The organism is Propioniciclava coleopterorum (assembly GCF_011393335.1).
In the GTDB taxonomy this organism is placed as follows: domain Bacteria; phylum Actinomycetota; class Actinomycetes; order Propionibacteriales; family Propionibacteriaceae; genus Propioniciclava; species Propioniciclava coleopterorum.
Map to the genome: position 1 here is coordinate 2,847,234 of NZ_CP049865.1, position 18,248 is coordinate 2,865,481.

Here is an 18,248-nt window from a genome sequence, read left to right on the forward strand (position 1 = left end):
GGTCGGCGGATCGATCCCGCGGTGCGGGGAAGAGGAGTGACGTGACAGGTTCCGTGGTCGTCATCGGCAACTTCGACGGGGTCCACCCCGGCCATCGCGAGGTCCTGCACGTCGCGAAGGCGACCGAGCCGGACTCCCCGCTGATCGTCGTGACCTTCTGGCCGCACCCCGCCTCGGTCGTGCGACCCGGCGGCGGGCCCAAGCTGCTCACCGACCTCGACGAACGGGTGGCCCTGCTGCGCGAGGCGGGGGCCGACCAGGTCGAGGTGATCGAGTTCACCCGCGACTTCTCCCAGCTCACCCCCGGCCAGTTCGTGGATCAGGTCATCATGCCCCTGGACCCGGTCCGGGTCGTGGTGGGGGAGAACTTCCGCTTCGGCCACAAGGCGGCGGGCAACCTCGAGGCCCTGGCCGCGCTCGGACGCGGCCGGTTCCAGGTCACAGGGCTGCCGCTGGTGCGCGTCCGGGACGAGGAGACGTGCAGCTCCGGCGTCCGCGCGGCGCTGGAGGCCGGCGACGTCCGGCACGCCTCGGAACTCCTGGGGCGGCCCTTCCGGTTCCGCGGCGAGGTGCAGCACGGGGATCATCGCGGGCGCGAGCTCGGCTTCCCCACGGCGAACCTGCCCGTCCCGGCCGACTTCGCCGCCCCCGCCGACGGCGTCTATGCCGGCTACGTCACGCGCCTGGACGGCCGCGACGACCGCGGCGAGCCGCTGCCCGAGGGGGTGGCCGCCCCCGCGTGGCCCGCGGCCATCTCGGTGGGCAGCAACCCCACCTTCGACGGCGAGCAGCGCCGGGTCGAGAGTTTCGTCCTCGACCGCGACGACCTCGACCTTTACGACGTCCCCATCGCCGTCGACTTCTGCGATCGGATCCGCGGCCAGGTGCGCTTCGCGGGCATCGAGGCGCTCATCGAGCAGATGGACGCCGACGTGGCGGCCACCCGCCGCGTCCTCGCCGACCACCCGTGCGGGCGGTCCTGAGGCGCCGTCGCGCGCCGCGCCGCCCGCCCGGTTCGGCGGTCTGGGTCGGGGCCGGGATTTCGTGCCCGATCCTCGCGCAGACCTTCCGCCCGGCCCGCGGGCGGCGCAGAATAGCACCATGGAGTGGGTCGCGTCACTGCTGGTGATCGCCACGATCGTGGTGCTCGCCTCGATGGGGCGAGTCCGCAAGCCCCGCGTCCTGCCGCAGGTGCCGGGGGTGCACCCCGACGACGTGCGCGAGCTGACCGCGCTGGGGGAGCGGCTGGTCCGGGAGCGCCGGGCCGAGCGGGCCTGCGTCCTGGCCGAGCGGGTCCGGATGATCCGCGCCCGCGGCGTCCCGGTGCGGGCGATGACCCCGTCGCGCGTGGACGACCAGTGGCTGCTGCGGTTCGCGGACGGCAGCGTCCTGGTGGTGCAGGGGCGTCGCAGCGCGGACCCGTGGCTCGTGGTGCGCCAACTGGTCGGGGGCACGGTCGAACTGAGCGACCACCGCTACGAGCAGGGGCGCCTGCTGCTGACGTTGGACGCCGGCCCGCGGCGTCCGGAGTTCATCGCGCTGGGCGAGGCCTGAGCCTCAGCGCACCCGCAGCGACTTGCGGAAGATGGCCTCGGTGGGATCCTCTTCCTGGGCCTGGCTGCCGTCGATCACCGACAGGTTCACCGCGTTGCGGTGGTCGCCGGTGGGCGTGTAGCCGAGGCTGACGTACATCGGGATCGCCGCCGGGTTGTTGTCGGCCGAGACGCCGAGGAAGATCTCGTCGTAGTCCAGGCTGCGGGCCAGCTTCTCCAGTTCCTGGGTCATCGCGGCGCCGAGCCCCTGGCGGCGCGCCTGCGGGAAGACCCACAGCAGCTTCATCTCCGGGGTGAGCACCGCGTCGTCGTCGCGGCAGTCCAGGATGACCCGACCGCCCACCTCATCGCCCAGGAGGCCGACGACCACGTAGAAGTCGCCCTTGTCCTGTTCGTCCAGGTAGGTGGCGGACAGTCCCCTCGTCTTCTCCGTCTCGTTCGCCTCGAGCGTGGGCAGGTCGTCGCGCGTGGCAAGGCGGGCGGCGACGGCGGTCTTGGGGCTATCCGACATCACATCACTCCTGAAGCTGGGCTACGGCCTAAGTCTCGCCGATCCCCAGTAAACGCAAATCGGGTCTTGCCCAACGGTCAACCCCGGACGCAGAACCACGTTATCAACCGGGTATAGTGACGGCCGCCCCAACGAAACCCACCTCCCAGAAGGATTCCTCGTGAACAGACTCGGACTCGCCCTGCTGCCGCTCGCCGCCGCCGTCGCCCTGGCGGGGTGCAGCGGGACGCCCGCCCCGGCGCCGGGCGGCGGCGGTGGCGGCGCGTCGTCGTCGGCGCCCGCCCCGGCGCCCCGCAAGGACCTTCCGGCGCCCGGCTCGGAGGTCGACATCAACACCTTCGGCGACGCGCTCATCGCCGGGGTGGACGGGGTGAAGACGGTCACCGTCGAGATGACGACCCAGACCACCGTCCAGGGCCAGACCTCGCAGCAGAAGCAGACGACGGTCACCGACCGCACCGACCCGTCCCACCCCCGTTCGCACAGCGTCATCACCTCGGACGGCCAGACCGGCGAGTCGGTCTTCGACGGCGACATGTACTACTCCAAGCAGCCGGGCGCCACCACCTGGACCAAGCGGGACCTGTCCAAGCCGAGCACCGGCGGCATCCGGATCACCCCCGACAACCCCGGCGACCTGTCGAAGAGCTACACCGCCTACAAGGAGGCCCTGACCAAGGTCGTCTACGTCGGGCAGGAGAAGGTCGACGGCGTCGACGCCTCGCACTACACGGTGACCATGAACCTGGGGAAGGCGTCCGGCGGTTCCGCGTCGGAGATCACGGCGGAACTGTACGTCGACGGCCGGAACCGGCCCGTCCAGACCGTCTTCACCCAGGGCCCAGCGGGCACCTCGACCACCAAGCTCGGCAAGTTCGACGAGCCGGTCACCATCACGATCCCCGCCGACGCGACGGAGGAGTGAGGAACGCTCGTCAGGCGGGTGGGGCCGGCGCGGCGAGCGCCGGCCCCACCGTTCCGTCCGGGCACGGATAACGCGCGATTCGGCAGCGGGACCGGGGCGGGGACCCTAGCATGCGACCATGGTGTCAACGGTGTCACCGCCGCGTTCGTCGGCATGCTGGGCGCTCCTCCTCCCGGCCCTTTTCCTCCTGAGTTCCTGCGCGGCCCCCGTCGCCGCGCCCGCGCCCGCGGTCACCCCCGCGGGCAGCCCCGGCGTCGCCACCCTCACCCCGACGCCCACGCCCACGCCCACCCCGACGCCCACGCCCACCCCGACCCCGGCTTTGGTGGACGGCAACGCTCTGCTGGCGTCGGTGAAGCAGGCGATGACCGCGGAGAAGTCGGGTCGTGTGGAGATCACCAACAACACCGTCGAGGGCATCGAGATGTTCGTGGCCCTCGAACTCGACAACCACGATCCCGGCCGGCCGATGATGCTGATGTCGGTCGATGCGCTCGTCCAGATGGAAGCGATGCGGGTGGGGAAGAAGTACTACGCGCGTCTGCCCCAGTTGGGCGAGGGGTGGTACATCGTCGAACCGGGCACGGTGAGCGATCTCGAGAAGGTGACCTCGCTGGCCAGCTACCTCGACGCGTTCGAGGGGCGCGTCTCGCGGGCGGTCGACCAGGGCCGCACGATCGCCGAGGGGGTGGGCGCTCGGCGCTACACGCTCACGCTCGAGCCGCAGGGTGACAAGGTCGCCGCCACCGGCGAACTGTTCCTGGACGAGGCGGGTCGGCTGGTGCGGTTCGACGTCGAGCACGAGGACGGGGCCACGGCACGCTACCGCGGCTCGGGGTACGGGGAGCCCGCCTCCTTCAGCGCGCCGACCGACGCCAAGCGGCTCCCCAAGAAGTGAACCGACCGAGGCGGTGCGGCCCCGAGCGGGGCCCGCGGACCGGCGCCGGAGTGCGGCCGGCACCGGTCACCGGGCGGCCGGTCCCGTGCTTCACCCGGACGGGGGTCGCGTGACCAGGTTCCCGGCCGCGTGCGCGGCCCTCGCGCTCGCGCTGGCCGTGTCGGCGTCGGGATGCAGCGTCCTCGACGTCGCGACCCGGGTCGGCGACCTCGGCGCCGCGGTGCGGCCCCGGCCCTCGTCGGGCGCGACAGCGCAAGCCGGTGCCCCGTCGCCGGCGGCGACGGCGACGGCGACGCCGAGCGTCACCCCGTCCGGCCGTCCCATCCCCACGCTTCCGCCCACCGTGGAGGTCGCGCTCCCGAAGGCCGACATCGGCGGCGAGCCCGACGTGGAGGCGCTGCGCCGCGCCCTGGTGGAGGCGTCCTTCGCCGTCCGCTCCGCCGCCTTCCACGGCACCATCACCACGGAGATCCGCGGAACCCGCCACCTGATGGTCGTCAGCGGAGGCTATGACCGGCACGCGCCCGAGGGGAGCGTGCTGGAGGCCGAACTGCGGGTGGCGGGCGAGCCGTCGTTCTCCTTCATCCAGGTGGACGACACCATCCACGTGCTGGGGGAGGACGGCTACTGGGAGACCCACACGGCCCAGGACCTCGCGCGGGCGGGGGTCATGCTCCCGCAACTGGACTACGCGGCGGACCTGAACCGGATCTTCACGATGCCGGGGTCGTGGACCTACGAGGGGAGCGACGAGGCTTCGGGGCCCGTCCCGCTCGAGCGCTACCGGCTCACCATGTCCGAGGCCGACCTGATGGGCACGACGACCAGGGCGGCGAAGAAGAACCGGGTGGTGGTCGACTACTCCTTCGACGCCCAGGGGCGGCTGGGGCGCGTGGTGTTCGCGGCGCCGTCGGTCGGCGTGAGCGTGGACATGATCTACCACCGCTACAACGAGAACCTCCACATCGAGGTGCCCCGCTGACGGTGACCGACGAGGAGAGGGGCGCGCCGGATGCCCGGCGCGCCCCTCGTCGTCGATGCTCGACTAGCTGAGTTCCTTCACGTGGGTGATGACCTCGGCGATGGCCTGCTGCGCGGACCCGTACAGCATCGAGGTGTTGTCGGCGAAGAACAGGGCGTTCTCGATGCCCGAGTAGCCCGCCCCCTTGCCGCGCTTGATGACGATCGTCTGGCGCGCCTTGTCGGCGTCCAGGATCGGCATGCCGTAGATCGGGCTGGACTTGTCGGTGCGCGCGACCGGGTTGACCACGTCGTTGGCGCCGATCACCAGGGCGACGTCCGCGAGCGGGAAGTCGGAGTTGATCTCGTCCAGGTCGAAGATCTGGTCGTACGGCACGCCGGCCTCGGCCAGCAGCACGTTCATGTGCCCGGGCATCCGGCCCGCGACCGGGTGGATCGCGAACTTCACGTCCACGCCCTCGGCCTCCAGCAGCTTCGTCATCTCGTAGACCTTGTGCTGCGCACCCGCCACGGCCATGCCGTAGCCCGGGACGATGATGACGCTCTCGGCGTACCGCATCATCGCCGCCGCGTCCATGGCGGAGACCTCCTTCATGGTCCCCTGGACGCCGCCGCCCGCCTGCGCCTCGCCCGTGATCGGGGCGAACAGCACGTTGGTCAGCGGGCGGTTCATCGCCTTGGCCATCAGCTGGGTGAGCAGCGTGCCCGCGGCGCCCACCACGATGCCCGCGATGATGAGGGCAGGGTTGTCGAGCACGTAGCCCTCCAGGCCGACCGCCAGGCCGGTGAAGGCGTTCAGCAGCGAGATCACGACGGGCATGTCGGCGCCGCCGATCGGGCTGGTCAGCGCCAGGCCGAGGATCAGGCTCATGAGGAAGAACGCGATGACCAGCAGCGGGTGGGGCCCGACGACGACGATGGCGACGCCGAGACCGAGCGTCACGAGCGAATGCAGCACGTTGCCGAGGTTCTGGGCCGGCCAGCGCACGGCGCGCTTCATGACGCCCTGCAGCTTGGCCCAGGCGAGGATCGATCCCGAGAACGCGACCGACCCGATGAACGCGCCGAGCATCGCCAGGACGGAGTGCAGGCCCGTGGGGGGCTCCGCGGAGGTGAACTCCACCGCCGCGATCAGGGCCGCGGCGCCGCCGCCCATGCCGTTGTAGATGGCGACCATCTGGGGCATGTCGGTCATCTTGACGACCTTGCCCAGGTAGGCCGCGGCCCCGGCGCCGATCACCAGCGCGACCAGACAGAGGATGAGGTTGATGCTCTTGCCCGGAGCGAAGAACAGCAGCCCGCCGTCGGGTCCGGGGATGAAGAAGGTGGCCACGGTGGCCAGCAGCATGCCCACGCCCGCCCAGGTGATGCCCCGCTTGGCCGTCTTGGGCGAGCTCATCGCCTTCAGGCCGAGGATGAACAGAACGGCGACGACCACGTACGCCGCGTTGATGACCCAGAACATGGGCTCAGGCCCCCTTCGTCACGGGCTTGGCGTCGGACTTGGTGGCGAACATGCCGAGCATCCGCTCGGTGACCACGTAGCCGCCGGCCGCGTTGGCGGCGCCCAGGAGCACGGCCAGGAAGCCCAACACCAGTTGCAGCGGGGTCGTGGCGTGCGCCAGCGCCCACATGGCGCCGACGAGCACGACGCCGTGGACGAAGTTCGAGCCGGACATCAGCGGCGTGTGGAGGATCACCGGCACGCGGCTGATCACCTCGTAGCCGACGAAGGCCGCCAGCACGAAGATGTAGAGGTAGAGCAGGTCGGTCATCATGCGGAGGCTTCCTCCTCGGGCGACGGGACGGGGAGCGGGGCGGTGGGCAGGCCGAGCACCTTCGCGACGCCCGCGTGGACGACCGCGCCGCCGTGGGTCAGGGCGGTGCCCGCGATGACCTCGTCGCTCCAGTCGATGGACAGGACGCCGTCGACGATCATCGGCGTGGAGAAGTTGAGCAGGTTCTTGGCGAACATCTCCGAGGTGTGGACGGACATGCGCGCCGGCAGGTTGACCGGGCCGATCACCCGGGCACCCCCACGAGCATCTCCTTGCCGGCCACGGTGCCCTCGACGTTGCCGCCGCCCTCTGCCGCCATGTCGACCACGACCGAGCCGGGCTTCATGGCCTCGACCATGGCGCGGCTCACGATGACGGGGGCCTTCTTGCCCGGCACCGCCGCGGTCGTGATGAGCACGTCGGAGTCGGCCACGGCCTTCGCCAGCGCCTTGGCCTGCTGCGCGAGTTCCTCGGGGGTGAGTTCGCGGGCGTAGCCGCCCTCACCGGCGGCGCTCACGCCCGTGTCGACGAACTTGGCGCCGAGCGACTCGACCTGCTCGCGCGTCTCGGGCCGGACGTCGTAGCCGTGCACCATGGCCCCGAGCCGCTTGGCGGTCGCGACGGCCTGCAGGCCGGCGACGCCGGCGCCGATCACCAGGACGCGCGCCGGGCGGATGGTGCCGGCGGCGTAGGTCAGCATCGGGAAGAACTTCGGCGTCCGGGTGGCGGCGATCAGCACGCACTCGTAGCCGGACGCGGCGCCCTGGCTGGAGAGGATGTCCATGCTCTGGGCGCGCGAGATGCGGGGGAGCAGTTCCATGGCGAAGGCGGTGACCCCGCGCTCGGCCAGGGAGGTCGCGTGCGCGGCGCCCGCGTAGGGCGTGAGCAGGCCCATGAGCACCTGCCCGGGCTTCAGGGCCGCGGCGTCGGCGTCCGACAGGTTGCCGATGGTCCACACGATGTCGCTCCCGGCGATCACCTCGGCCGACGTCGGCGCCCAGTCCACGTCCCCGAGGGACTCGGGCGTGGCGAACGCGGCGTCGGTGGCGCCGCGCTGGACGAGCACGCGCGCGCCGAGCGCGGCCAGTTTCTTGACGACGTCGCCGGTGATGGGCGACCTCGTTTCGTCCTCGGCGCTGGCCGGGATCCCGATCACGACCGTCATGGGCTTCACTCCTTCGTGGACCGTCTGTCGCCCCATTCAACTACGGATTGTCGTAGTAGGGCGAATCGGCGCGCCACTCGGGGGATCGACCCTCCCGGCGCTCCTCTCAGTTCAGCCCGAGGCGGGCGAACGCGAGGGCCAGGCCGTCGGCGTCCACCGGCTCGGTGACGAGCGTGGCGACCGCCTTGAGCTCGTCGGGCGCCTGCCCCATCGCCACGCCGGTCCCGCACGCGGTCAGCAGCGAGACGTCGCTGCGCGCGTCGCCGAAGCCGATCAGGTCCGCGGTCCCGACGCCGAGGTGATCGGCGAGCAGCCGGACGGCGCGCCCCTTGTCGACGCCCACCTGGCCGAACTCCCCGAACTCGGGCCGCGTCCCGGTCAGCGACCAGGTGTCGATCGCGACCCGGGGGGACACCGCCGCCGTGAGTGGGCCCAGGTCGACGTCGTCGCTCAGCACGAAGCTGATCTTGTTGGCGTCGTGCCGCCAGGGGCCGTCCCCGGCGAAGTCGGTGACGATCAGGTGGGGGAGCGCCGACGCCGTGTGCGCGATCGTGGCGGGCGTGGCGCCCTCGGGGCGCAGCGCGGCGGCGCGCTCGATGAGGTCGGCGGTGCCGAACAGCCCGCTGTTGCACTCGACGTAGAAGGCCAGCCCGCGCTCGCGGAGCCAGGCGATCGCGTGGTCGACGTCGTCGGCGGCCATCACCTGATGGTGGATGACGGCACCGTCGCTCTCGACGTAGGAGCCGTTGCCGCCGATCATCCCGCTGAGCCCCAGGTCCCACAGTTCGGGGTAGACCTCGGCGCGGGCGCGTCCGGTGCACAGGTAGAGCCGGTGACCGGACGCGACGGCGTCCCGCACGGCTCGTTCGGCGGAGGCGGGCAGGTCGGTGGCGTAGTCGACGAGCGTGCCGTCGACGTCGAGCAGAACGATCATGAGGTCCTCAGGTGAGCCGCCCGGGCTGGCTCAGCCGGGCGATGTGCAGGGTCAGGTAGGCGGTCTCCTCCTCGGTGATGGGCTGGTCGAGCCGCATCTCGAGGACGTCGCGGACGCGCCGGGCGCACCGGTCGGCGCGCGGATGCGCCACCCGGATCGCCGCCAGCAGCGTGCTGGTGTCGTCGGCGAGCTGCGCGCCGGTGTGGGCGCGCACGAAGAAGTACCGCAGGTGGGTGACGAAGCGGGCGACGTTCATCGACTCCCGCTCCAGGGGGCCTCCGTACTCCGCCTCGATGATGTCGAAGATCTGGGAGAACACCCCGTCATCCGGTAGGTCAGGGCGAGGTTGCCGGAGTTGAAGGAGGCGTTCACCAGGTGCAGGGCGACCGGCACCGCCTCCTCCAGCGGCAGGTCGACGCCGAGCTCGTCGTTGATGGCGGTCACGATGCTCTCGCCCCAGTGAAGTTCGCGGGGATACAGGTGGGCGACCTCGGCGCGCAGCGGGAACACCCCGTCGATGCCGCGCTGCCGCCGCTTGATCGCGAAGGAGAGGTGGTCGGCCAGGGCGAGCACGGTGGTCGAGGAGGGCTCGCGCCGCAGTTCGGCCCACACCGGCGCCAGGGCGCGGTCCACGACCTGCACGTGCTCGGGCGCGATGCTGGCGAGCATGGCGCCGAAGTTGTCGGCGTTGCGGCCGTCGTCGGGGACGAAGACGCGCACCACCTTCGACTCGTCGACCGGTTGTCCCGGTCCTGTCTGGAAGCCGAGCCCGCGCCCGGTCAGGACGACCTCGCGGCCGTCGGGGTCGCGCGCCAGCACCACGTTGGTGTTGAACACCCGCAGGACGTGCACACCCCCTCCTTCCCGCGCGTCGCGATCGGGCGCCCGGCCGGTGTCCGGGCGCCCGGTCCGCTCAGGCGCCGAGGCTCGCGCCGTTGCTGGCGATCACGTCGGCGTAGAAGCCGAACGACTTCTTCTTGTGGCGCGCTAGCGTGCCGGAGCCGTCGTCCTGGCGGTCGACGTAGATGAACCCGTAGCGCTTCGACAGCTGAGCGGTGGACGCGCTGACGACGTCGATCGGTCCCCACCACGTGTAGCCCCACACCTCGACGCCGTCCTCGATCGCCTCGCGCACCTGCACGAGGTGGTCGCGCAGGTAGGCGATACGGTAGTCGTCCTCGACGGTCATGGTGCCGTTCTGCTCCACGAGGACGTCGGTCGCGCCCAGCCCGTTCTCCACGATGAACAGCGGCTTGCGCCACCGGTCCCAGAACTGGTTGAGCACGATCCGCAGGCCGACGGGGTCGATCTGCCAGCCCCACTCGCTGGCGGGCAGCGTCGGGTTCTGGACGCCGCCCATGATGTTGCCCTCGCCCGCCCGGCCGCCGGTCGCGGCCTCGCACAGGCTCATGTAGTAGCTGAAGCTGACGAAGTCGACGGTGTGCTTCAGCGTCTCCCGGTCGGCGTCGGTGATGTCGAGCTCGACGCCTGCCTCGCGCAGTTCGCGCAGGAAGTAGCCCGGGTACTCGCCGCGGACGTGGACGTCGCTGAACGCCAGGTTCTGGTGGTCGACCTGCATCACCTTCAGCGCGTCCGCCGGGTCGGGGGTCAGCGGGTAGATCGGCATCGCGATCACCATGCAGCCGACCTTGATGTCCGGATTGATCTCGTGGGCGATCCTGGTCGCCGAGGCGGACGCGACGAGCTCGTGGTGGATCGCCTGGTAGAGGTCGGCGGGGCGGAGCTGGTCCTTCGGCGTCCAGATGCCGCCCGACATCAGCGGCGCGTGGAGCACCGAGTTGATCTCGTTGAAGGTGAGCCAGTACTTCACCCGGTCGCCGTAGCGCTCGAACAGCGTGCGGGCGTACCGCTCGTAGAACCCGATCATGCGGCGGTCGGTCCAGCCGTCGTAGGTGCGGGCCAGGTGCAGCGGCGTCTCGTAGTGGCTGATGGTGATCAGCGGCTCGATGCCGTGCTTCTCCAGCTCGTCCAGGACGCGGTCGTAGAAGGCCAGGCCCTCCTCGTTCGGCGTCTCCTCGTCGCCGAGGGGGAAGATGCGCGACCAGGCCACCGAGAACCGGAAGACCTTGAAGCCGAGCTCGGCGAACAGGGCGATGTCCTCGGCGTAGCGGTGGTAGAAGTCGATCCCCTCGAGCTTGAGGTTGTCCGGCGTGGGCTCGGTGGTGGGCGGCGCGGCGATGCCGCGCGGCATGACGTCCTGGATGGACAGGCCCTTGCCGCCCTCGTCGTAGCCGCCCTCGAGCTGGTTGGCCGCGACGGCGCCGCCCCACAGGAAGGACGCGGGGAACGTGGTGTCAGTGAGCATGGATGCTTCTCCTAGCGTGTGTGGTGGTCAGAGGGTGACGAGCGCGGCGTCGGCGCCCGCGGCGATGTCGCCGGGGGTCGCGGGGGCGACCTGGGCGAACTGGCCACTGTTGGTGACGAGCACGACCGTGGTGGGGTCGTAGCCGGCGCCCTGGACCTTGGCCAGGTCCACCTCGCACAGCACGTCGCCCCGCTTGACCACGTCGCCCTTGGCGACCTTCGGTGCGAAACCGTCGCCGCCCATCTGGACGGTGTCGATCCCGATGTGGACCAGCACCTCGACGCCCTCGGGGGTCTTGAGGCCGAACGCGTGGCCGGTCTTCATCGCGACGACGACGCGGCCGTCGACGGGGGAGGTGATGGTGCCGTCGGTGGGGATCACCGCGAGGCCGCCGCCCATGCTGCCGGAGGCGAACACCTTGTCCGGCACGTCGGCCAGGGGGATGCTGCGGCCCCGCGCGGGGAGCCGAGCGAGACGCTCTGCCCGGCGGCGGTCACGACCGGGACCTCGTCGGCCTCGTCGTCGGCGTCCGGGGTCTCGCGGGGGCCCCAGACCAGGGTCAGGCCGAAGCCGATGAGGATCGCGACGCCGGTGCCGACCAGCTGCAGGACGAACGAGCCGTGCTGGGTGTAGCCGGCCAGTCCCAGCAGGGACGGGAACACGAACTGGTCCATGGCGCTGCCGCCGGCCGAGGCGATCGCGCCGCCGACGGCGCCGCCGGCGATGCCGAAGTAGAAGGGCAGCTTCAGGGGCAGGTTGACGCCGTAGATCACCGGCTCGGTGACACCGGCCACGAAGCCGGACAGGGCGCCGGACGCCGCGACCTCGCGCCGCTTGGCGCTGCGGGTGCGGATCGCCACCGCGAGGGCGGCGCCGGCCTGGGCGAGCACCGCGGCGATGAGGGGGCCGCCGAGGACCGAGTAGCCCAGCGTCCCGATGTCGTTCATCATGATCGGAACGAAGCCCCAGTGCAGACCGAAAAGCACGAAGACCTGCCAGAAGCCGCCCATGAGGGCGCCGCCGAGCCAGGGGGCGAAGGCGAACAGGGTGCTGACGCCGCCGGAGATCGCCTGCGCGGCGATGGTGGTGACCGGGCCGATCGTCATCAGGACGAGCGGGACCATGACGGCGAGGGTGATGAGCGGCGTGCCGAAGTTGCGCAGCCAGCTGGGCAGCACCTTGCCGAGGCCGCGCTCGAGGTAGCTCTGGACCCACACGGCGATGATGATCGGGATCACCGAGCTGGTGTAGTTCATCATCACGACGGGGATGCCGAAGAAGGTGACGGGTTCGGGGCTGGCGGCCAGCGCCACGATGGTGGGGTAGACCAGCGCCGCCGCGATCGCCATGGAGGTGAACTGGTTGGCTCGGAACCGCTTGGCGGAGGTGACCGCGAGGAAGATCGGCAGGAACATGAACATCGCGTCCGCGGCGGCGTTCAGGATCGTGTAGGTCGTGGCCTCCGGGTCGAGCCAGCCCAGCGTGCCGGTCAGCGCGAGGAACGCCTTCAGCAGGCCGGCGCCGACCAGGGTCCACAGCACCGGGAGGAAGATCGAGCTGATCAGTTCGATGAAGCCGTTGAGAAGGTTCTTCGGCTTGCCGCCCGACCCGGCGTCGTGCGCGTCGCCGAGCGCCGTGATCGCGGTCATCTGCTCGTACAGCAGCGGCACGTTGTTGCCGATGACGACCTGGAACTGGCCGCCCGCGGGCATGACCGCGATGACGCCGGGGAGCTTCTCCACCGCGGCCCTGTCGGCCAGCGCGTCGTCCTTGAGCGTGAGCCGGAGCCGGGTGGCGCAGTGCGCCATGGACGCGATGTTGGCCTCGCCGCCCACCCTCTCCAGGATCTGCGGCGCGAGCGCCTTGTAGTCCACTGAACCCATCGTCGGGTCCCCTTCCGTGTTTCGAGCAAACAAAAAAGGCCTGAGCCGCACGTCAGTGCGTCTCAAGCCTTGCCTCGACAGCCGAGTAACAATCTTGCGGGTTCTCACCCGATGGATCGAAGGTAACACCGCCGTGGAGGCCCCGGCAACAAGGTGCGGAAGATTGCCGCGGCCTCCCGCGAGGACGCGCCGTGGACGCGTTCGCGGGGCCGCGAGGTGACGTCGACCCGGCTGCGACTAGGGGGCGAGCGCCCCGAACAGGTCGCTGGACTCGATGGTCTGGAGTTGTTCCTTGGTGAGGGACGCCGGGTCCTCGGCGCCGCCGAACAGGCGGAAGTCGCGCTCCCGCTGGGCGCGTTCGATGACGTTGCGCGCGTGGCGGCCGTTGCCCAGCCGGTTGATCTCCCCGGCGGAGACCACCTTGGCGAAGTGGTCGCTGAGCAGGTCGACGGTGCCGTCGCCGAGGATCGCGCCCCCGGAGTCGGCGATGGACACCGCGATCCGGACGAGTTCCTCGGCGGAGTAGGGCGGGAAGGTCAGGGTGGCGGTGAACCGGGACGCGAAGCCCTCGTTGGACTCCAGGAACCGGTCCATGTCCGCCTCGTAACCCGCCACGATGACGACGAGCCGCTCGCGCAGGTCCTCCATCAGCTTCAGCAGGGTGTCGATGGCCTCGCTGCCGAAGGCGTCCCCGCCCTGGAGTCCCTGCTGCTGCAGGCTGTACGCCTCGTCGATGAACAGGACGCCGCCGACCGCCCCCTCGACGAGTTCGGTGGTCTTGATCGCGGTGGCGCCCAGGAACTGCCCGACCAGGTCGGAGCGGGTCGCCTCCACGACCTTGGGGCGCTCCAGGACGCCCAGGGCGTGGTAGAGCCGGGCGATGACGCGGGCGATCGAGGTCTTGCCGGTGCCGGGCGGCCCGGCGAAGACCATGTGCTCGGTGACCCGGCCCGCGTTGAGGCCGTGCTGGGCGCGGGCGAGGTTGGCCCGCACCTGGGCCAGCAGCACGCGGACCTGGCGCTTCACCGAGTCCAGGCCGATCCAGGAGTCGAGCTCGGCCATGATGTCGGCGACGCTCTCCCGGGGCTGCTCGTCCCCGTCGGCGTCCTCCCGGCCGGTCGGCGTCGGCGTGGGGGCCTCGCCGTCGCGGACGGGCTTCGCGGGCTCGGGGGTGTCGAGCGTGATCCGCTTCTTCCCGACCGCGAACGTGATCTGCCAGTTGGGGTCGTTCAGCGCGCTCTGCGTGGCGGTGAACTGCGGGGCGAGTTCGAGCGCCCGGCGCAGCAGCGTCATGCTGCCCTCGAGGTCCCCCTTCGCCCGGACGCACAGGCCGTGCAACTGGTAGGCCTCCCCGGCGGCCGAGGACGAGAAGGTCTGGCTCTCGACCTCCTTGACGTGGGCGATGGCGAGATCGAGCTGGCGGGTCACGGCGGCCGCCCAGCCCGCGAGCACGTGACCCTCGTTGGCCACCCACACGTCGTCGCTGGTCGCCGCCTCGGCGCCGGCCTCCAGGGCCCGGTCGTAGTCCTTCTCGCGGTAGGCGATGCGCGCCTCGACCACCTTGCGCTGGTACGGGTTGCACTGGTCGGTCAGCGTCGACAGCACCTGCCAGGCCTCGTCGAAGCGCTCCAGACCGGCCAGCCGCGCCGCCCAGGTCAGCGTGACGCCGTCCGCGCTGCCGATCCGCACGCCCACGTGCGCGCCGATGTCGCCCACGACGCTGAGGGCGGTGTCGGTGACGGCGCGCGCCTTGGCGATCTCGGTGCGGTGCCGGTACGCCTGCTCCAGCGCCTCGTCGCTGCGCACCCCGGACCCCATCAGCCCCAGCCAGGCGTCCGCCATCGTGGGATCCAGTTGGACGGCCGCGGCGAAGTGCTGCCCGGCGGCGTCCTTGTCTCCGGCTGCGAGGGCGGTGGCTCCGGCCTTGAAGCGGGCGTGGGGGGCGGACAGCGGGGGCATCGACGGCTCCTTCGGATCGGAGGTGGGTCCGTGGCCACCCTAGTCACCGACTCCGGCCGCGAGGAAGCGGACCGGGTCCTGAACCGGAGCGGGCGGGCGGTCCCGTCCGACCCCGGACGGCCAGGGGTGGAGCAGAGTCAGGAGACGGTGCCAAGAAATCAGCAAAGACGCACTCGACGCGGTGGGCCGGCGACCCCACAAGGGGAAACGCCGGGGCTGGCGCGGTCGAGTGCGCCGTTGTTGATTTTGCGCTGTGGTCAGCCCCGCCGGGACGCGGCGGCGCGGCTGGGACACCGCCGGCGCCCCGGCAGGGATCGAGGCTCCTCGGGTGGTGGAGCGCCGGCGGCGGGGGCCGGGAGCGCCACCGGCCGGTTTTGGGGCGCCGGGCGTCCCTGCGGTAGAGTGGACGACTGGCGTCAGGACGCCCGCGGATTCAGAGAGCCACCCGTTCGGGAACGGCACCGCGCAACGGACGAGAAGGAGAAGCACCTGATGGATGCCGCAACCAAGAAGGCGATCATCGAAGAGTACGCGACCACCCCGGGCGATACGGGCTCTCCCGACGTCCAGATCGCGCTGCTGAGCAAGCGGATCTCGCACCTGACCGAGCACCTCAAGATGCACAAGGGCGACCACCACAGCCGCCGTGGGCTCATGCTGCTCGTCGGCCAGCGCCGCCGGCTGCTGAACTACGTGGCTCAGCAGGACGTCGAGCATTACCGCGCGCTGATCGCGCGGCTCGGCCTGCGTCGTTGATCAACCCCAGCGCTTCGTAAGGGGCGGCCCTCGCGGCCGCTCCCTTCTGCGCGTGTTCCACCGGTACGCTGGCACCGACGCGTGTCGGTGTCCGCCAACAGGACGCCCGCGGGCGTCCGCACAACTGAATCACCATCCACCGCTCACCTGGCCCGTGCTCGTTCGGTCCTCGGTAGTGGCCTCCGGGAAGCGCCGCGCGTCGGCAGCCCGTGGGCCTCGATCGAAGACCGATCCACCAACCTCGAAGAATGGGGCCGGAGCCCGGGTGCGCACACCTGAAAGGAAGTTCTCCATGGCTATGGAGGGACCTGAACTCCGCTCGACCGAGGCCGTCATCGACAACGGCTCGTTCGGCAAGCACGTCGTCCGCTTCGAGTCGGGGCTGCTGGCCAAGCAGGCCAACGGCGCCGCCGTGGTGTACCTCGACGAGGACACGATGCTGCTGTCGGCCACGACCGCGCAGAAGAACCCGCGCGACGCGATCGACTTCTTCCCGCTCACCGTCGATGTGGAGGAGCGGATGTACGCCGCCGGCCGCATCCCCGGCTCCTTCTTCCGCCGCGAGGGCCGCCCGAGCGAGGCCGCCATCCTCGCGTGCCGCCTGATCGACCGCCCCCTGCGCCCCTGCTTCATCAAGGGCCTGCGCAACGAGGTCCAGGTCGTCGTCACGGTGATGGCGCTCAACCCGAACGTCCGCTACGACGTGCTCGCCATCAACGCCGCCTCGGCGTCCACCACGCTGGCCGGCCTGCCGTTCTCCGGCCCCGTCGGTGGCGTCCGCGTCTCCCTGATCGGCGACCAGTGGGTCGGCTTCCCGACCGTGGAGCAGATGCAGGACTCCGCCTTCGACATGGCCGTCGCCGGCCGCGTCCTGCCCGACGGCGACGTCGCGATCATGATGGTCGAGGCGGGCGGCACCGAGGGCACCGTCGAGATGGTCCGCTCCGGCAAGACCGCGCCGACCGAAGAGGTCGTCGCCGCCGGTCTGGACGCCGCCAAGCCGTTCATCAAGGCGCTGTGCGAGGCCCAGATCGAGCTGGCCGAGCAGCTGCCCAAGCCCACCGAGACCCTGCCGGTCTTCAAGGACTACCAGCCCGACGTCTACGAGGCCGTCGAGAAGGCCGCCGCCGACCGCCTCAAGGAGGTCATGAGCATCGCGGGCAAGCAGGAGCGCGAGGAGACCACCGAAGAGGTGCTGGCCGAGGTCCACGCCGAGCTCGACCGCCTGTTCGAGGGCCGCGAGAAGGAGGTCACCGGGGCCTACCGTGCGCTGACCAAGAAGGTCGTCCGCCACAAGACCCTGACCGAGGGCGTCCGCATCGACGGCCGCGGCACCCGCGACATCCGCACGCTGAGCGCCGAGGTCGGCGTCCTGCCCCGCGTGCACGGTTCGGCGCTGTTCCAGCGCGGCGAGACCCAGATCCTGGGCGTCTCCACGCTGAACATGCTCGACATGGAGCAGAAGCTCGACACGCTGTCGCCGGAGACGACGAAGCGCTACATGCACAACTACAACTTCCCGCCGTACTCCACCGGTGAGACGGGCCGCGTCGGTTCGCCGAAGCGCCGCGAGATCGGCCACGGTGCGCTGGCCGAGCGCGCGATCCTGCCCGTGCTGCCGACGCGCGAGGAGTTCCCCTACGCGATCCGTCAGGTGTCGGAGGCGCTGGGCTCCAACGGCTCCACCTCGATGGGCTCGGTCTGCGCCTCGACGCTGTCGCTGCTCAACGCGGGCGTCCCGCTGAAGGCGCCGGTCGCCGGCATCGCGATGGGCCTCATGAGCGAGGAGATCGACGGCGAGACGCGCTACGTCGCGCTGACCGACATCCTCGGCGCCGAGGACGCGCTGGGCGACATGGATTTCAAGGTCGCCGGCACGCGTGACTTCGTCACCGCGCTGCAGCTGGACACCAAGCTCGACGGCATCCCCGCCGACGTGCTGGCCTCCGCGCTGCTGCAGGCCCGCGACGCCCGCCACACGCTGCTCGACGTCATGGGCGAGGCCATCGACGCCCCCGACGAGATGAGCCTGTACGCGCCGCGCATCATCACGGTGAAGATCCCGGTCGACAAGATCGGCGAGGTCATCGGCCCCAAGGGCAAGATGATCAACCAGATCCAGGACGACACGGGCGCCAACATCTCCATCGAGGACGACGGCACCATCTTCATCGGCGCCACCAACGGCGAGTCCGCCGAGGCCGCCCGTTCGCTCATCAACGCCATCGCCAACCCGACGATGCCGGAGAAGGGCGAGCGCTACCTGGGCACCGTCGTCAAGCTGATGAACTTCGGCGCGTTCGTGTCGCTGATGCCGGGCAAGGACGGGCTGGTGCACATCAGCAAGCTCCGTCAGCTCAACGGCGGCAACCGCGTCGAGAACGTCGAGGACGTCCTCAGCGTCGGCCAGAAGCTCCAGGTGGAGATCACCGAGATCGACGACCGCGGCAAGCTGTCGCTGGCCCCCGTGGTCGAGGAGGCCGAGAAGGCCGCCGAGGCCACCGAGGGTGCGGACGCCTGAGTCCGACCCACCACGCGCGCCGAGGGCGCCGCTCCCGACCGGGGGCGGCGCCCTCGCC

At 70.8% G+C, this 18,248-nt stretch carries 19 protein-coding genes; 7 read left to right on the top strand and 12 right to left on the bottom strand.

Annotated features, from left to right (window positions below; genetic code table 11):
• Positions 1 to 41: 41 nt before the first annotated feature.
• Together G7070_RS13550 and G7070_RS13555 are read left to right on the top strand one after the other, a co-directional pair.
• Positions 42 to 983, top strand: a complete 942-nt coding sequence (locus G7070_RS13550; protein ID WP_166234177.1) for a bifunctional riboflavin kinase/FAD synthetase — start codon at positions 42 to 44, stop codon at positions 981 to 983.
• Between the two features lie 118 nt (positions 984 to 1,101).
• The gene (locus G7070_RS13555) at positions 1,102 to 1,554 is read left to right on the top strand and encodes a hypothetical protein (protein WP_166234178.1); all 453 of its coding nucleotides are present in this window, start codon (positions 1,102 to 1,104) and stop codon (positions 1,552 to 1,554) included.
• Between the two features lie 3 nt (positions 1,555 to 1,557).
• On the opposite strand, the gene G7070_RS13560 is transcribed toward G7070_RS13555, so the two are convergent.
• Positions 1,558 to 2,064 (bottom strand): GNAT family N-acetyltransferase, encoded by a 507-nt coding sequence (locus G7070_RS13560; RefSeq protein ID WP_166234179.1) that lies wholly within the window; start codon positions 2,062 to 2,064, stop codon positions 1,558 to 1,560.
• A 160-nt stretch (positions 2,065 to 2,224) separates the two neighbouring features.
• On the opposite strand from G7070_RS13560, the gene G7070_RS13565 reads away from it, so the two are divergent.
• From G7070_RS13565 to G7070_RS13575, 3 genes are all read left to right on the top strand, one after another.
• On the top strand, positions 2,225 to 2,989 hold the full coding sequence (locus G7070_RS13565) for a hypothetical protein (RefSeq protein WP_166234180.1): 765 nt from the start codon (positions 2,225 to 2,227) through the stop codon (positions 2,987 to 2,989).
• Between the two features lie 118 nt (positions 2,990 to 3,107).
• Entirely contained in the window at positions 3,108 to 3,887 is a 780-nt protein-coding gene (locus G7070_RS13570; RefSeq protein ID WP_166230692.1) for a hypothetical protein, read from the top strand.
• A 109-nt stretch (positions 3,888 to 3,996) separates the two neighbouring features.
• Complete coding sequence (locus tag G7070_RS13575; protein WP_166234181.1) at positions 3,997 to 4,869, top strand: hypothetical protein; 873 nt, start codon at positions 3,997 to 3,999, stop codon at positions 4,867 to 4,869.
• Between the two features lie 63 nt (positions 4,870 to 4,932).
• On the opposite strand, the gene G7070_RS13580 is transcribed toward G7070_RS13575, so the two are convergent.
• From G7070_RS13580 to G7070_RS13615, 11 genes are all read right to left on the bottom strand, one after another.
• On the bottom strand, positions 4,933 to 6,333 hold the full coding sequence (locus tag G7070_RS13580; RefSeq protein WP_166234182.1) for an NAD(P)(+) transhydrogenase (Re/Si-specific) subunit beta: 1,401 nt from the start codon (positions 6,331 to 6,333) through the stop codon (positions 4,933 to 4,935).
• A 4-nt stretch (positions 6,334 to 6,337) separates the two neighbouring features.
• On the bottom strand, positions 6,338 to 6,646 hold the full coding sequence (locus tag G7070_RS13585) for an NAD(P) transhydrogenase subunit alpha part 2 (RefSeq protein ID WP_206079795.1): 309 nt from the start codon (positions 6,644 to 6,646) through the stop codon (positions 6,338 to 6,340).
• The gene (locus tag G7070_RS19310) at positions 6,643 to 6,864 is read right to left on the bottom strand and encodes a hypothetical protein (protein ID WP_250645986.1); all 222 of its coding nucleotides are present in this window, start codon (positions 6,862 to 6,864) and stop codon (positions 6,643 to 6,645) included. The genes G7070_RS13585 and G7070_RS19310 overlap by 4 nt, the downstream gene beginning before the upstream one ends.
• A gap of 26 nt (positions 6,865 to 6,890) precedes the next feature.
• Positions 6,891 to 7,811, bottom strand: a complete 921-nt coding sequence (locus G7070_RS13590; protein ID WP_206079797.1) for a Rossmann-fold NAD(P)-binding domain-containing protein — start codon at positions 7,809 to 7,811, stop codon at positions 6,891 to 6,893.
• A gap of 106 nt (positions 7,812 to 7,917) precedes the next feature.
• A complete protein-coding gene (locus G7070_RS13595) occupies positions 7,918 to 8,745 on the bottom strand; it encodes a Cof-type HAD-IIB family hydrolase (protein ID WP_166234183.1) in 828 nt (275 codons plus the stop codon).
• Between the two features lie 7 nt (positions 8,746 to 8,752).
• Positions 8,753 to 9,064, bottom strand: coding sequence for a PRD domain-containing protein (locus tag G7070_RS17995; RefSeq protein ID WP_206079798.1), 312 nt, complete (start codon positions 9,062 to 9,064; stop codon positions 8,753 to 8,755).
• Positions 8,998 to 9,597, bottom strand: coding sequence for a CAT RNA binding domain-containing protein (locus tag G7070_RS13600; RefSeq protein WP_206079799.1), 600 nt, complete (start codon positions 9,595 to 9,597; stop codon positions 8,998 to 9,000). The genes G7070_RS17995 and G7070_RS13600 overlap by 67 nt, the downstream gene beginning before the upstream one ends.
• A 61-nt stretch (positions 9,598 to 9,658) precedes the next feature.
• The gene (locus tag G7070_RS13605; RefSeq protein WP_166234184.1) at positions 9,659 to 11,071 is read right to left on the bottom strand and encodes a glycoside hydrolase family 1 protein; all 1,413 of its coding nucleotides are present in this window, start codon (positions 11,069 to 11,071) and stop codon (positions 9,659 to 9,661) included.
• 27 nt (positions 11,072 to 11,098) lie between these two features.
• Complete coding sequence (locus tag G7070_RS18000) at positions 11,099 to 11,500, bottom strand: PTS sugar transporter subunit IIA (RefSeq protein ID WP_206079800.1); 402 nt, start codon at positions 11,498 to 11,500, stop codon at positions 11,099 to 11,101.
• On the bottom strand, positions 11,449 to 12,954 hold the full coding sequence (locus G7070_RS13610) for a PTS transporter subunit EIIC (protein ID WP_206079801.1): 1,506 nt from the start codon (positions 12,952 to 12,954) through the stop codon (positions 11,449 to 11,451). Before G7070_RS13610 ends, G7070_RS18000 begins: the two co-directional genes overlap by 52 nt.
• 237 nt (positions 12,955 to 13,191) lie before the next feature.
• A complete protein-coding gene (locus tag G7070_RS13615; RefSeq protein WP_166234185.1) occupies positions 13,192 to 14,913 on the bottom strand; it encodes an AAA family ATPase in 1,722 nt (573 codons plus the stop codon).
• A gap of 492 nt (positions 14,914 to 15,405) precedes the next feature.
• Here G7070_RS13615 and rpsO point away from each other — a divergent pair, with 492 nt between their 5' ends.
• Together rpsO and G7070_RS13625 are read left to right on the top strand one after the other, a co-directional pair.
• On the top strand, positions 15,406 to 15,669 hold the full coding sequence (gene rpsO / locus G7070_RS13620; protein WP_166234186.1) for a 30S ribosomal protein S15: 264 nt from the start codon (positions 15,406 to 15,408) through the stop codon (positions 15,667 to 15,669).
• Between the two features lie 298 nt (positions 15,670 to 15,967).
• Positions 15,968 to 18,190 carry a polyribonucleotide nucleotidyltransferase gene (locus G7070_RS13625; RefSeq protein WP_166235311.1) on the top strand — a complete coding sequence of 741 codons (2,223 nt, stop codon included), beginning with the start codon at positions 15,968 to 15,970 and terminating at the stop codon, positions 18,188 to 18,190.
• Positions 18,191 to 18,248 lie beyond the last annotated feature (58 nt).

What these genes read in the sequence shown, in the direction of transcription:
- G7070_RS13595 (WP_166234183.1), bottom strand. Translation starts at nt 8,745, where the DNA reads ATGATCGTTCTGCTCGACGTCGACGGCACGCTCGTCGACTACGCCACC.
- G7070_RS13610 (WP_206079801.1), bottom strand. Translation starts at nt 12,954, where the DNA reads ATGGGTTCAGTGGACTACAAGGCGCTCGCGCCGCAGATCCTGGAGAGG.
- G7070_RS13615 (WP_166234185.1), bottom strand. Translation starts at nt 14,913, where the DNA reads ATGCCCCCGCTGTCCGCCCCCCACGCCCGCTTCAAGGCCGGAGCCACC.
- G7070_RS19310 (WP_250645986.1), bottom strand. Translation starts at nt 6,864, where the DNA reads ATGTCCGTCCACACCTCGGAGATGTTCGCCAAGAACCTGCTCAACTTC.
- G7070_RS13590 (WP_206079797.1), bottom strand. Translation starts at nt 7,811, where the DNA reads ATGACGGTCGTGATCGGGATCCCGGCCAGCGCCGAGGACGAAACGAGG.
- G7070_RS13580 (WP_166234182.1), bottom strand. Translation starts at nt 6,333, where the DNA reads ATGTTCTGGGTCATCAACGCGGCGTACGTGGTCGTCGCCGTTCTGTTC.
- G7070_RS13560 (WP_166234179.1), bottom strand. Translation starts at nt 2,064, where the DNA reads ATGTCGGATAGCCCCAAGACCGCCGTCGCCGCCCGCCTTGCCACGCGC.
- G7070_RS13570 (WP_166230692.1), top strand. Translation starts at nt 3,108, where the DNA reads ATGGTGTCAACGGTGTCACCGCCGCGTTCGTCGGCATGCTGGGCGCTC.
- rpsO (WP_166234186.1), top strand. Translation starts at nt 15,406, where the DNA reads ATGGATGCCGCAACCAAGAAGGCGATCATCGAAGAGTACGCGACCACC.
- G7070_RS13555 (WP_166234178.1), top strand. Translation starts at nt 1,102, where the DNA reads ATGGAGTGGGTCGCGTCACTGCTGGTGATCGCCACGATCGTGGTGCTC.
- G7070_RS13625 (WP_166235311.1), top strand. Translation starts at nt 15,968, where the DNA reads ATGGAGGGACCTGAACTCCGCTCGACCGAGGCCGTCATCGACAACGGC.
- G7070_RS13585 (WP_206079795.1), bottom strand. Translation starts at nt 6,646, where the DNA reads ATGATGACCGACCTGCTCTACCTCTACATCTTCGTGCTGGCGGCCTTC.
- G7070_RS13605 (WP_166234184.1), bottom strand. Translation starts at nt 11,071, where the DNA reads ATGCTCACTGACACCACGTTCCCCGCGTCCTTCCTGTGGGGCGGCGCC.